This is a genomic window from Paraburkholderia sp. J41, from assembly GCF_905220235.1.
In the GTDB taxonomy this organism is placed as follows: Bacteria; Pseudomonadota; Gammaproteobacteria; order Burkholderiales; family Burkholderiaceae; genus Paraburkholderia.
Genome location: NZ_CAJMZE010000013.1, coordinates 94,636 through 107,769 on the forward strand (window position 1 = coordinate 94,636; position 13,134 = coordinate 107,769).

14 protein-coding genes are annotated in these 13,134 nt (G+C 63.1%); 7 read left to right on the forward strand and 7 right to left on the reverse strand.

Annotated elements, in window-relative coordinates; translation table 11 throughout:
* Positions 1-125 precede the first annotated feature (125 nt).
* Both U5805_RS15840 and U5805_RS15845 read right to left on the reverse strand, forming a co-directional pair.
* Positions 126-1,205: a catalase family protein gene (locus U5805_RS15840; protein WP_322104429.1), complete on the reverse strand. Its 1,080-nt coding sequence runs from the start codon at positions 1,203-1,205 to the stop codon at positions 126-128.
* Positions 1,206-1,303: 98 nt separating this feature from the next.
* Positions 1,304-1,675 carry a hypothetical protein gene (locus U5805_RS15845; RefSeq protein ID WP_322104430.1) on the reverse strand — a complete coding sequence of 124 codons (372 nt, stop codon included), beginning with the start codon at positions 1,673-1,675 and terminating at the stop codon, positions 1,304-1,306.
* Positions 1,676-1,842: 167 nt separating this feature from the next.
* Here U5805_RS15845 and U5805_RS31830 point away from each other — a divergent pair, with 167 nt between their 5' ends.
* A complete protein-coding gene (locus U5805_RS31830) occupies positions 1,843-2,283 on the forward strand; it encodes a hypothetical protein (RefSeq protein ID WP_415914609.1) in 441 nt (146 codons plus the stop codon).
* Between the two features lie 98 nt (positions 2,284-2,381).
* Here the strand turns inward: U5805_RS31830 and U5805_RS15855 are convergent, their stop codons facing one another.
* Both U5805_RS15855 and U5805_RS15860 read right to left on the reverse strand, forming a co-directional pair.
* Positions 2,382-3,128, reverse strand: a complete 747-nt coding sequence (locus tag U5805_RS15855) for a GNAT family N-acetyltransferase (protein ID WP_322104431.1) — start codon at positions 3,126-3,128, stop codon at positions 2,382-2,384.
* 429 nt (positions 3,129-3,557) lie between these two features.
* On the reverse strand, positions 3,558-4,334 hold the full coding sequence (locus U5805_RS15860) for a hypothetical protein (RefSeq protein WP_322104432.1): 777 nt from the start codon (positions 4,332-4,334) through the stop codon (positions 3,558-3,560).
* Positions 4,335-4,791: 457 nt separating this feature from the next.
* On the opposite strand from U5805_RS15860, the gene U5805_RS15865 reads away from it, so the two are divergent.
* Positions 4,792-5,796 carry a hypothetical protein gene (locus tag U5805_RS15865; RefSeq protein WP_322104433.1) on the forward strand — a complete coding sequence of 335 codons (1,005 nt, stop codon included), beginning with the start codon at positions 4,792-4,794 and terminating at the stop codon, positions 5,794-5,796.
* A gap of 43 nt (positions 5,797-5,839) precedes the next feature.
* Here the strand turns inward: U5805_RS15865 and icmH are convergent, their stop codons facing one another.
* From icmH to tssJ, 3 genes are all read right to left on the reverse strand, one after another.
* Positions 5,840-6,625: a type IVB secretion system protein IcmH/DotU gene (gene icmH, locus U5805_RS15870; RefSeq protein ID WP_322104434.1), complete on the reverse strand. Its 786-nt coding sequence runs from the start codon at positions 6,623-6,625 to the stop codon at positions 5,840-5,842.
* On the reverse strand, positions 6,622-7,968 hold the full coding sequence (gene tssK / locus U5805_RS15875; RefSeq protein ID WP_322104435.1) for a type VI secretion system baseplate subunit TssK: 1,347 nt from the start codon (positions 7,966-7,968) through the stop codon (positions 6,622-6,624). The genes icmH and tssK overlap by 4 nt, the downstream gene beginning before the upstream one ends.
* A gap of 115 nt (positions 7,969-8,083) precedes the next feature.
* Positions 8,084-8,698: a type VI secretion system lipoprotein TssJ gene (gene tssJ / locus U5805_RS15880; RefSeq protein WP_322104436.1), complete on the reverse strand. Its 615-nt coding sequence runs from the start codon at positions 8,696-8,698 to the stop codon at positions 8,084-8,086.
* Positions 8,699-9,026: 328 nt separating this feature from the next.
* Between tssJ and U5805_RS15885 the strand changes: the two genes are divergently transcribed.
* The 5 genes from U5805_RS15885 (at position 9,027) to tssE (ending at position 13,130) form a co-directional block, all read left to right on the forward strand.
* A complete protein-coding gene (locus U5805_RS15885) occupies positions 9,027-9,716 on the forward strand; it encodes a tetratricopeptide repeat protein (RefSeq protein ID WP_322104437.1) in 690 nt (229 codons plus the stop codon).
* A gap of 85 nt (positions 9,717-9,801) precedes the next feature.
* Positions 9,802-10,353: a type VI secretion system contractile sheath small subunit gene (gene tssB, locus U5805_RS15890; RefSeq protein ID WP_322104438.1), complete on the forward strand. Its 552-nt coding sequence runs from the start codon at positions 9,802-9,804 to the stop codon at positions 10,351-10,353.
* Positions 10,354-10,368: 15 nt separating this feature from the next.
* Complete coding sequence (gene tssC, locus U5805_RS15895) at positions 10,369-11,862, forward strand: type VI secretion system contractile sheath large subunit (protein WP_322104439.1); 1,494 nt, start codon at positions 10,369-10,371, stop codon at positions 11,860-11,862.
* A gap of 211 nt (positions 11,863-12,073) precedes the next feature.
* Positions 12,074-12,577: a type VI secretion system tube protein Hcp gene (locus tag U5805_RS15900; protein ID WP_322104440.1), complete on the forward strand. Its 504-nt coding sequence runs from the start codon at positions 12,074-12,076 to the stop codon at positions 12,575-12,577.
* Positions 12,578-12,650: 73 nt separating this feature from the next.
* On the forward strand, positions 12,651-13,130 hold the full coding sequence (gene tssE, locus U5805_RS15905) for a type VI secretion system baseplate subunit TssE (protein ID WP_322104441.1): 480 nt from the start codon (positions 12,651-12,653) through the stop codon (positions 13,128-13,130).
* Positions 13,131-13,134: the final 4 nt, after the last annotated feature.

Genomic DNA, 13,134 nt, shown 5'->3' on the forward strand with positions numbered 1-13,134 from the left:
ATCGCTTGGATATTCTTTACGCACGATGGACGGCCGGTAAAACGGGGATCGGTCATTTGTACTCGCATTGCATCGAAGATGCCGAAAAGAAGTTGGCATCCGCAATGTTGCGCTTCACCATGCGTTTAACCGTGAATCGGGCAGCCGTTGAATTGCCCGCGAAACGCGGCCGATATCTCATAAGCGGGCTTGCGCGAGCGCATGACGCCGCCAATCGGCCGGTGCGCGGCAATGCCATGCCATGGGCTGAACACCATGCCGTCGTCGATCGCTTTCGAGCGCGCCTCGCTCCATGCGGGTTGAGGCGCCGCGCGAATACGCGCCACGGCCACGTACGGGCTTTCTTCCTCGGGCCAGCGCACGGAGGCGTCCTCCACCGGCATGCGCTCGATATCGGTGGCGAGCTGCACGCGCACTTCCCACTCCGCGCCTTGCGTGGCGAAGAAAGTGCTCACGGCGTCGCGCAATGCGTTGGGATGACCGTTCGTGTCAAGCGGCGCATTCGTCAACGCGGTCAGTTCCGGCGAGACCGGCACAATGCTGAGTTTGGCGAAATAAGGACCGTAGAGCACAGGCACGGCGGTGTAAAACGTCTCGCCGAGAATATGTGTTTCGGGGTGGCCGCCCAAGCTCTTGAGCTTGCCGCTTTCGCCGCCCAGCGCTTCCACGACTTTCTCCACGCCGCGCAATACGCTCGAAAGGGCCTTCTTGCCGCCTGGCGCGCGGTCGGTGGTTTTGGCGAGCAGCGCAAGGTTCGAGGCGAATGCCTTCGGCGTGGGCGCCGTGAACATGGGCGCGTTGATCATCACGAAGTCCTGGCTCGTGTGCGACTCGCTGCCCGGCAGGCGCGCGCCTTCCACATCGGCAATCTTGACGGCAAGGCCGCGCGGCGTGGACACGCTGTCGTCGAGCACGTCGCCGGGATTCGTGGAAAGCCGCATGACGACGCGATAAGTGCGCGCCGTCGCGAACACGCCTTGCGCCAGTGGCGCGGGCAGATCGTCCAGCACGGTGAGTTCGCCGTCGAGCAGGCCGTGAGTTTTCGCATGCACGCTGCGCACCGCATGATGGTAGTCGTTCGCGGTGGTTTGCTGGATTTGCTGCAATGCCTCCACCAGGCGCTCGATTGTGTCCACCTCGTCGTCGGCAATATGTTCGAAGGTCGGGTCGAAGCGAAGCGGTTCGATGGCGAGCGGCGTGGACATGGCTGTCTCCGGTGGTGATATCGCTAAGAGATATCGCTAAGTGCGCGCCAGGCGCGCGCTGATGCACGCTGGTGCGCGCGGGTGCATATTCCCATGCATTACTGGCCGCCGCCCTTGATTTCGACGGAGCCGGTGCAGTCGATCAGCGCGGTGAAGTTCTTGTCGCCGGGCTGTTGATCGGGAGTGCGAAACGGTACGACCCAGTCGCGGTCGTCGCCGTCCCAGCGCGCGCCGTCCTGGATCGTGAACGACTTGCTCTTGAACGCGGGACCCGCTTCGCCGTCGATCTTGCCCTTGAGCGCGGTCTGTTGCCATTGCACGGTGTTGTTGGGGCAAACGCCGGCATCGGCGGGTTTGCGCGACCACGGCTTCATTTCGGCGAGCACGAAGGTCAGCACGATGAAGGCGGCGCATACGAGCGCGGAAAGCGTAACGGTCTTGCGCGGGCGACGTCGGGCGGCTTGCTGCATGGCGACTCCTGTTTAAGAAACACGTTTGCAGTCGATGACGCAAGCGCGGTGCCCGACGGCAAATCGGCCGGGAGCTTTCGTTGGTGCGTCCAGTTGGTGCGTCGGATTTATGCGTCCGGTCGGTGCGTCCGGTCGGTGTGCCCGCGCGAACGGCGCATGAGGCGTGATTGCTTCGCTTTGGTGCGCGTTTTGTTCGACGGTTGTTCGATGGAGCGGCGGGCGCGGCCTTTGCGCTTTCGCCGTCGAGAGCATTCCCACTGCGCTTTGGCTGCGCCACCAGGAGAGAAGAGATGAACGGACATCGCACCTTGCTCGCTACCGTCGCCGCTGTTTCCACCATGGTTTCCGCCATGCTGGTAGCGGAACCCGCGCTTGCACAAAACGCTCCGGCGGATACGGCCGGAGCGGCGGCGAGCACGACCACCACCGCGCCGACCAAGGCGCAACGCAAGCAGGCGCGCAAGGACGCCCGCGCACGCAGGAATGCCGAGTTGAGCAAGCTGGAGAAGAACGGCTATAACCCGGCCACGGGCAACGATGCGAATTATCCGGAAGACATCCAGAACGCGGAAAAGAAGGCCAATGCGGGCCAAGGCGCGAGCCAGTAATTTTTATGCACGCTAACTCCGGTTGCGCGGTTGCAACCGGAGTGCCGGACTCATTCGAGTTAAATGATTCGCGCAGGAACCCGATAATTCCGGAGCCGTTATTTCAAACGACGCGCGATCAGACTCGCCAGCTTTCGAACCACACGCTTCGATTGCGTCAACAACAATTTCGCCTCCACACAGCGCCCGCGAAGCGTGAGCACGATCACGCGCGTTTCGTGCAAGGTTTGGCGGTCGGCCCAGCGTGCCTTATAGTCGCCGTGGAGCGGACGAAAATCGAAATCCCGGCCGTGTGCGTGCGCCCAGCGCGCCACATATTCCACCAGCAGATTGCCGACTGAATAGGCGCTAAAGGCGTCGTCATAAGTCGTGATGAAATATTCGACCTGGCGCGCGCCCACGAGATTGACCGACGCGGCCACCGTCTGCCCGTTCACTTTGACACACGCGACCAGCGGCGTGCGTAAAAGGTCGATTTGCCCGGCAAGTGCGATAAAAAAGTCGCGCACGTCGTCACGCATCAAATAAGGCGTTTCAATGCCGCGTTTAATCGCCCACGTCCGTTTATTTGCGAACAGCCAGGTCAATACCTCGCGCGTATCCTCCACGCTTTCGCACCAGCCGCAATGCAGGTCGCCTTCACGAGCGAGACGCCTGGCGCTATAGCGCAGCGCGGATCGAAACGCGGAAGGGCGCGTGGCCAGAAAGTCGTTCCATGACGCGTAATTCCGCAAGCCGATTGCGTAGCCTGGCAGGACGCGCGCGCGAGCGGGCAGCCAGCGCGACGCCCATGCTTGCGGCGCGCGATCGAGGGCGACGGCGAGCGCGCTGCCCTGCGCGAGCATGGGTATGTCGAGTAAATCCGCGTGAACATGGCGAATCGAATCGACCGCGGCCGCATAAAGGTCCGCGCGCCGTGCGTCTTTCACGATGGGGCCGCCGTATTCCTCGCCGCAGCCGCAGCCCAAAGGCCGCGCGACGCGCAGCAAGCCTTCGGACGCGATGAAAACAGGCCATAGCGCGACGAGTTCGCCGGCTTCGAATACACGGGCAATTTCCACCACGGCGCCATTTGCGAGCGCGGTCGCAAACGCGAGTTCGCCGTATTCGAAACAGGCAAACGGCGAGCCGGATTCCGGGGCGCCGCTCAACGCGAGCCATTGCGGCTCCAGCGCGCGAAACGATTCGAGCGAATCGCAGCGCACCAATTCGTTTCGAAACGACGTTGCGGCAGCGTCGAGCGCATTTGACGCGAGGGTTGTGGTCGTCATGACTTATTCGAGTGAGGCGCTCAGGCTATCTTTCACAGCGATGCGGCGCGCTCGGTCCATAAACACGTCGGGCCGCGCCCCGCGGCGGCTTTGCCAGATCACCACGCTTTCCTCGATTTCCGGGCCATAGCCCACTTCGCGGCGATCGTAAGCGAACACGCCCGCAAACCAGCGCTGCAAATACGTGGAGCGATCGAATACCGCGCCGCAAACCGGATTGTCGTAAATCACGAAGAGATGCTGGATTTCGCCGCTCGCCAGGCCCGCTTCGAGTTTATCGAGCAGCGTAGCCATGAGGTCGGGGCCGAACGGGTTGAAGAGAAACACGGCCACGTGTCCGGCGGGCAATTGCAACTCGCTTACACCTTGCGCGAACGCGCGCATGGGCGGCCGATAGGGAAAACGCTGCGCAATCTTCATGGCGTTGGCATTGGCGACGCGCACGAGATTGGCGCTGATGTCGTACCCCAACGCGAGCGCGAACGAATATTCGGAAGCGACGATGAGCGGCCGGCCCTTGCCGCAGCCGATATCGACGAACGTATAGCCGGTCACGTTGCCGAGCGTGTCGAGCGCGCGCCGGATGATGGTGGGCTGCGAACCCATGTAGGGACACAACTGGCCGGCGAACCGCGCGTCGCGTTGCGTGGGCGCGTCGACGAGGCCGCTCGTGTCGGTGCCGTATTCGAGGTCGATGGGATGGCGGCGCAGACAACCCGAGTACACGGCGCGCAGCAGCGGCACGCGCGTGCAGACGCGCCGGATGGGCGGGGCGAACATCGCGCGCTGCACGCGGTCGGGCAGTCGCGCAACGACGTTCAGCAACGTCCGTTTAAGCACGGGTTTGAGCGCGAGACGGGGGCCGTTTTTCGAGCCGCTTCTCGTCGGTTCGATGGCTGGCCCGCGATCTTTTCCACTATGGGGTTCGTCGGTCGTCGTTCGCATGGATTCGTCCGCCTGCAAGGTAGCGCCAATGCCAGGAGCCAATAACGGGAGCCCATACAAGGGTCCGCGCAACAGCATCGCGCGACGCACCGCGGTGGTGCCGCCAAACATCGGTTGAATTACGACAAACCGGCGATATCGCGGGCGCACCGCTTCGCCTGCGCGAGCCGCGCGTCGTTCGCCAGCTTCTAGTGCGATTCCGCCACGCGACGTGTCCCCTCATTGATCTTCGCGGTGAACTAGCCCATATTCAAAACGTCTTGATACGTCCATTGAAGCTGCGGCTCTCCTCATGTTCGACGAATCCGGCCCCGGCGACGAGGCCCCCGAGCAATGCCGTTACTGCGGCGCCCGCATGAAAGTGCCGCTGATCTTCTGTCCTCAGTGCGGCGCGAATCTGCTTGCCGCGACACCGGCGTTTCCGGGCGAGTCGATCGAGCCTCCGCCATCGCAAGACGGTCTTGCGCAGCGCGTATTCAGTGCGCTGCCGGGCATGGCGCCGAAAGCGGGCATGCCCGGCGATGCCCTGGCTTTCGACTACGCCTCGCACGACGAAAGCGAACTGCGCCGCCCGCGCGTGCCGGGCTATGCGTGGGCCGCGTTGGCGGCGATTGGGCTGGCCGTGATCGCGTATGCGATGTTTCATCGCGGCGCGTCGGCGCCGGCGCCCGGCGTTCAGATCATCGAAGGCGCGGTGCAGCGGCCGCCAGGCGCGCAGGCCTCCGCCACCGCGGGAGCGCTTGCTGTGCAGCACAGCGCGCCGCCCGCGCAAGCGGTAAGCGCCCAGCGCGACGACGTTGCGCTGCCGAAAAATTCGTTCGTACAACGTAGTATTGCGGTGAGCAATAACGCCCCGAATGCGGGCAACCTCACTACACGCGCATCCCTCGCGCGCAATCTGGCGAACGCCCGCGCCAGTCTCGACCGCAATAGTCTCTGGCCCGCGCGCAAGTCGCTGATGAGCGCGCTTGCCGTGCAACCGGGCAATGGCGAGGCGCAGCAGTTGCGCGCCGAACTCGCGGCGCGCGAGCAGCAGCGCGACGTCTTGCTCGCGGACGCGCGTCAATGCGCGCGTTCGCAGCAGTGGTGGTGCGTGCGGCAAAGTGCGGGCCGGGCCGCAAGCGTCGACGTTTCGAGCCGTGAAGCGAAGCGCCTGCTCGCGCGCGCTTCCGCGCAGCCGGTGCGCGCGTCGAATCCGGTGCGCGCCATCATGAACTGGTTCGAGGCGCATGCGGCCGCGCCGCAAGCCGCAACGGACGACCGCGCGCGCAGCGACAACTCGCTCTATCAGCATTGAGGTCGCGCCTTGGCCGGTGCGCGACCTCATTCGAGAAAAATAGTTAGGGTAGCGAAATAGTCAGATTCGCCGATTGCGGCCCGAGCTTGATCAATTGCGTGTAGGGCGCGAGCGTGTGCAGCGTGTTGTCGCGCAGCCACGTGCTGAGGCCGAGCCAGGTGAGCACGCCCACGAGCGCGAACACGGCGCCGATGCTCCAGAGCGGCACTTCGCGTTTGAGCCGGTGCGCGACTTGATCGGGCAGCGGCCAGTGCGGCGCGAAGGGCGCGCGCTTGCCCTTCATGTGCGCGATTTCGTCGCCGAGGCGCGCGGTGAGATACGCGAGCTTTTCCGGGCCTTCGAGCATGTATTTGCCCTGGAAGCCGAGCAACAGGCACATGTGGAAAACTTCGAGCGATTGCAGGCGCGCCGCGCCCTGTGCGCGGCAATCTTCGAGATACTGAAAAAACTTTTCGCCCGCGAGTTGTTCGCCGAACAGCACGAGTTGCAGCGGGCGCCGCTCCCATTCGCCCCGAATGCGAAACGCGGACGACAGCACCGATTCGTCCACCGCCGCGCAGAACGCGAATTTCGCCGCGTACACATCTTCGGCGGCGACGTTGAGCTTTTTCGCGCCGCGCTCGAAGTCGCCCAGAAACTGCTGAACGCGCGCGCCAAATTCGGCGGCCTCGCCGGGCTCACGGCCGTTCTTGAGCAAAAACAGCATGAAAAAGCCGTCGTACAGCAAGTCGAGCAGCGAGCGCACCTGATAAGCGGGTTCGGCGTGGCTCGCGGGCGGCGTCGCGGTGGAAGGCGCGGCGCTGCCGAACAGGGAAGGGGCGTGGCTCATGACGTCACCGCGATCAGTTCGAGTTTAAGATCGTTGATGCCCGAGGGCGCATACACCATGGCCGATTGCGATTGCACCATGCGCTCATAAAGCGCGCCGCGCGATTCGAACGAGAAGTAGCACGCACCGGGCCGCACCGGGATTGCCGGCGGCACCTGCGGCGTGTAGACGAGCCGCACGCCGGGCATGGCCGAGAGCACGAGCTTGTCCACGTCGTCGGGGGCGCCCACCTTGAAGCGCGCAGGCACCGCATCGACGAGATCGACGGCCGGCATGTCCGCCGAAACCGCGAGATAGAACGTGGTCTTGTCGTCGATCTTGCCCGAGTCGAGCCGGCCGATATGAAACGACGGCCGCACTTCCTCCAGCGCGATGGCGAAGTACTGCGTGGAGATCACGGTTTCGAGCAGGTCGCGCAGGATCTGGTCGAGGCGCGCGAAGCCGGGGCCCGGATCGTCGTGGCGATACGCGGGCAGGTCGGCGAGCGTGTACCCCTTCGAAAACGTCATCAACTGGCCCGCGAGGCGCAGCAACTCGTGAAAGAGCCGCTCGGGATGCAGCGAGGCGTGCTGGTACAAATGCGCGAGCGTGGCGAACGCGCCGCTCGCGGTATGCAGCAGCCAGAACGATGCGATGTCGCCCGAACGGAATTCGATGATGTTCTTGGTGGGCTCGCGATGAAAGCCGTAAAGCGCGTTGACCTTGGCCTGCAATGCGTCGATCAGGCGGCGCAACCGCTGATGCAGCAATGGCGACGCTTCGATCGCGAGGCTCGGCGCCACGAAACTCTCGTCCACCTCGAAACCCGAGGTGGCCGTGCGGCGCACGCGCACGAGCGGCACCGCGAGCAGTTGATCGCGCGGCTCGCTATGCGCGATGAGCTTCACGTTGGTCTTGAGAAAGGTGACGTCGGCTTGCGCGGCGTCCGTGTAATGGTCGGCCACGCTCGCCTGTTCGCTCACGTAGCGCGCGACGAAGCCCGCGTTGCGGTCGGCCGCGTAATTCGTACCGGTCTCGCGCACGGGATGCAGCGCGAGGTAGAAGGTGAATTCGTTGATGCCTTCGGGCAGCGTGTCGAGCGCGACGGGCGGCGGCAGGTCGTCGGCTTGCGGCGCGCTGTAGAGCGTGCCGTCCGGGAACACCAGCGAAATCTGGCTCATGTGCAGCATGTTGCTGCCAAGCGCGTCGTGATCGAGCCGCGCGGTGCGCACGCCCCAGTTATACGGCTGAATGGCCTGAATCGATTCGAACAGGCGCGCCTCGTGATAAGCGTCCTGCCGCTGGAAGTGCTGAGGCCTCAGAAAAAGGCCTTCTCCCCAAAGCACTTTCGATGAATAACTCATGACAATTATGTTATCAGTGTGATTCGGGTCGCGCCGCGCCGCTCATCAGCGCCTGCTTTAAATAATCCGCTTTCGCGCTATTCATGCGCTTCTGGTACGGCTTTCGATCCGGGGTTCATCCGCAACTCACCGAGGACAGTAAATTCAGCGATTGCGCCGGCAAACCCTGTTCCGCCGGGATCACGGCGCCGCTCGTGACCGTCATTGCGCAATTGTGAAGGCCGACCATTATGCCGGATTTTTCCGATTTCGCCGGATCGAAGGCAAATTTCCAGCGCTGCATGGCCGGATCGCGAAATAGCGCGACGATTCCGAATGCCTGCGCCTCACGCGAAACCTTTTCGGTGGCGTTATAACGCTGGCCCGGAATCACCGTAATCTCGCGCACGTTCAGCAGATCCGCGCCGAGTGCGCTTTTCTCTTTCGCCGGGTCGGTAAAGGTATCGAAGGGCGCTTGCTGGAACGAAGTGGGGTCCTTCAGCACGTAAAGGCGCACGACGAGTGCGAGCGGCTTGCTGTCGTTCGCGGCATTGAGATTTTTGGCCGCAAAGAGCGTAATGGCCACGTTGCGCGGGGGTTTCTGGGCATCCGGCACGTCGGGCTTGCCGAAGCCGGCAAGCTGCATGGCGGCCGAGGCGGCGCTGCCGAGCGCGGGCACCGCCGCCGCGCAGCCGGCCAGCGCCGCGCTCGCCATCGACACGCATGCAAGCTGAATAATGCGCGCCTTCATTATCGGCACCATGCCGCCAATACCGGCTTCTTCATGAGCGAATGCGCGATGCATTGCATGGTAATCCCCCGTCGATACGAACCCGATTATATGGGCGGAAATTTTTTCCACTCAATTGTTAATTCAATCCAGCGATCGAGAAATAATTTCCTTATTGTCCGCCGTTGCGCCGTCAACTCCGTTTGACGATTTTATTTGGAACGCACAACTTGTAATGAGAAGTTGAATTATCGAAATTTGGCCTGTACTATACCCGCGCATTGGAGCTAAAGCAAAAGAACTCTGGTTCCTTCCTCCGAATTAAAAATTACACGCTGGTGAAAGAACGATGATAAACAGGTTCATTTCCAGGCTTTCCGGGGTGGTGCTGGCATGCGGAGTGGTCGCGGGCTGTGCTACGCAGGACAAAAACCTCGCCGCGTCGCCGGAGATATACAACAAGGCGTTAGCCGATGCCGACGCCGCATCGAAGAACGGCGACCAGGATAAGGCCGTCGCGCTTTATCAGAAACTCGCCGAAAGCGATCCCACGCGCGAGGAGCCGTGGTCGCACATCGCGCAGATCCAGTTCCAGCAGCAGCATTACGGTCAGGCTATCGTTGCCGCGCAGGAAGCGCTGCAACGCGATCAAACCGATCGCGCCGCGAAAAGCGTGCTGGCGGTCGCGGGTTTGCGCGTGGCCACGGAATCGCTCGGCGAACTACGTCAGGACGCCTCGCTGCAAGGCGACGCGAAGTCCGACGCGCAAGCGCTCGCGAAGCAGTTGCGCGACACGCTCGGCGAAGATTCGCTGTTCCCGCCCGAGCAGGCCGAAAAGCCCGTGCCGAAGAAGCGCCGCATCGTGCGACGCGCGGTCAGGCCCGCGCCGAAGGCAACCGAAACCGCGGCCGAGACGAGCGCGGGCGCGAGCGCGAGCGCGAGCGCTACCGCGGCGGCTCCGGCCGCGCCCGCACCGGTCAAGCCGGCAACGCCGGCGAAGGCGGGCGGCGCGTCCGATCCGTTCAGCGCCTTGCGTTGATCCGTATGCGCGGCGCGCGCCGCGCAGCGATTCGCTTATTCATGACCGGTCGTGACCGGTCGTGACCGGAACAGGGGAACCCTCGATGGCCAAGAAAGAAAGTATCCAGAAGCGCTTGCAGAAAGTGCGGCCGCCGCGCGTGCAGTTGACCTACGAGGTCGAGCGCGGCGATGCGATCGAGGTAAAGGAGCTGCCGTTCGTGGTCGGCGTGATGGGCGATCTCGCGGGGCAATCGGAAGTGGAGCAGCCGCGTCTGCGCGATCGCAAGTTCGTGAGCATCGACCGCGACAACTTCGACGACGTGATGAAGGGCATCGAGCCGCGCGCGGCCTTCCAGGTGGAGAATCGCCTGAGCGAGGCGGGCGGCAAGTTCGCCGTGGACCTGCGTTTTCGTTCGATGTCCGACTTCAACCCCGACGAAGTCGTCGAGCAGATCGAACCGCTGCGCCGCCTGCTCGAAGCGCGTTCGAAGCTCGCCGATCTGCGCAACAAGCTCGCCGGCAACGACAAGCTCGAAGACCTGCTGAGCGAAGTGCTCGCGAACACGCAGCAGTTGCAGACGCTCGCGGGCAGCGGCGAAGCGGCGGGCAACGGCGCGGACGCCCGCGCGAACGATCCCGCGAACGACGGCGAATAAGCTTCGGAGACCGAAATGAATCAGCAGACTGGCGCGGCACGCGCCGTGGCCGTGGAAGAAACGCAAGCCATGCCTTCGCTGCTCGACGAGATCGTCGAAAAAAGCAAGGTCGCCAAATCGGAGTCGGAACACGCCCGCGCGAAAGACCTGATCGGCGAACTCGTGAATCAGGTGCTCGAAGGCACCGTGGTGGTGTCGAACAATCTTTCGGCGACCATCGACGCACGCGTGGCCGAACTCGACCGCCTGATCTCCGACCAGTTGAGCGCGGTGATGCACGCGCCGGAATTCCAGCGTCTGGAAGGCACCTGGCGCGGGCTGGATTATCTGTGCAAGGAAAGCAATACCGGTTCGACCATCAAGATCAAGGCCCTGCACGCGCCCAAGCGCGATATCGTGCGCGACTTCAAGACGGCCGTCGAATTCGATCAAAGCGCGCTCTTCAAGAAAGTGTACGAAGAGGAATTCGGCACGTTTGGCGGTGCGCCTTTCGGCACGCTGATCGGCGACTATGAAATCACGCGCCAGCCCGAGGACATGTATTTCATCGAGCAGATGTCGCATGTCGCGGCGGCCGCGCATGCGCCGTTCATCGCCTCGGCATCGCCGGAATTGCTCGGTCTGGAATCGTTCGCCGATCTCGGCCGTCCGCGCGATCTGGGCAAGGTGTTCGACACGGTCGAATACGCGAAGTGGAAGTCGTTCCGCGACGCCGAAGATTCGCGTTACGTGGGTCTCACGCTGCCGCGCTTCCTCGGCCGCTTGCCGTTCAATCCGAAAGACGGCGCAACGGCGGAAGGCTTCAACTTCGTGGAGAACGTGGACGGCACCGACCACGGCAAATACCTCTGGTGCAACGCGGCGTGGGCATTCGCCGCGCGCCTCACGGCGGCATTCGACGACTTCGGCTGGTGCGCCGCCATTCGCGGCGTGGAAGGCGGCGGTCTGGTCGAGGACTTGCCCACGCACACGTTCAAGACCGACGACGGCGAAGTCGCGCTCAAGTGCCCGACCGAAATTGCCATCACGGACCGCCGCGAAAAGGAATTGAGCGACCTCGGCTTCATTCCGCTCGTGCATTGCAAGAACTCCGACTACGCCGCGTTCTTCGCCGCGCAATCGGTGCAAAAGCCCCGGAAATACAGCACGGACAGCGCGAACGCGAACGCGGTGCTTTCCGCTCAGCTTCAATACATTTTCTCGGTTTCGCGGGTCGCGCATTATCTGAAGGCGATGATGCGCGACAAGATCGGCAGCTTTGCTTCGGCGCAAAACGTCGAAGTGTTCCTGAACCGCTGGATTTCGCAGTACGTGCTGCTCGACGACAACGCCACCCAGGAACAGAAGGCGCAATTCCCGCTGCGCGAAGCGTCGGTGCAAGTGGCGGAAGTGCCGGGCAAGCCGGGCGTGTATCGCTCGGTGGCGTTTTTGCGGCCGCATTTCCAGCTCGACGAACTGTCGATTTCGTTGCGCCTCGTGGCCGACTTGCCGAAGCCCGCGAATTCGTAACGGCGCGGGAGGCGCGTCGCCGCGCCGGCGGCGTGGCGCACCAGACCCCCCGCGAGCGGAGTTGGGGCTGGCGAACGCCGCGCCATAAGTAGTCCGAACCAAGCAGTCCGAACGAGCCGATCCGCCGCCCGGCGGTTCGCTCCGATAAGCGTGCGAGTGAAAAGGGCTCGCAGGCACCGTGCAAACCACCTCTCTGGGGAGTCGAGGCATCATGAAGGACATCTATCTAAAATTCGGTAATCCGGCGATCAAGGGCGAGTCGCAAGACAAGGACCACGCGGGCTGGATCGAAATCGATACGTGGAATCACTCGATCCTGCAACCTCGCTCCGCAACGGCTTCGACGGCGGGCGGCCACACGGCCGAGCGCTGCGAGCACGCCGACATGCGCTTCACGAAGGACATCGACGTCGTGAGCCCGCTGCTGTACCAGCACGCCTCGGGCGGCACCACGTTCGATGAAGTCACGATCGACTTCATGCGCTCGGACGGCGAAGGCAACCGCATCAAGTACCTCGAAATCAAGCTCAAGTACGTGATCATTTCCAGCATCACGCCGGAAGTCGTGGGCGAAGGCCTGCCGAGCGAGCAATTCTCGCTCAAGTACGCCGCCGTGCAATGGAAGTACACGCAGCAGAAGATCGGCGGCAATCAGGGCGGCAACGCGCAAGGCGCCTGGAGCCTCACGAAGAACGACAAGACGTACGCGGTATGACGCGCACGTTCACGCATGACGAGGCGGCCTTGGCCGCTTCGCCGTTTGCCTGACCGGTTCGACGCGGCACGCCATGAAGCGTTTCGAACCCGGTTTGCTCGACAAGCTTTTCGACGACGATCCGCACTCGCCCGCGGCGGCGGTCGTGCGGCAATTGTCCATGGACGAGCTGAAGGCGACCGTGGCGCGCGATCTCGAATCGATCCTGAATACGCGCATTGCGTTCACCGAGCACGAGCTTGCCGCGTTGCCCGAGTGCCGCCGCTCGATTCTCACGTACGGGCTCAACGATTTCGCGGGGCTGAGCCTCGCGAGCCACTACGACCGCGCGTTCATCTGCAAGTCGATCCAGCAGGCAATCGAGCGGCACGAGCCGCGCTTGCAGCGCGTGAGCGTGACGCTCGAACTGAACGAAGCGTCCACGAGTTCGCTGTACTTCGCGATTCAGGCGCTGCTGGTGGTGCATCCGGCCGAGGAGCCGGTCAATTTCGACGCGATGCTGCAACCTTCCACGTTGCAGTATTCGGTCACGCGGGCCCGCGCGAAGGCATGACGCG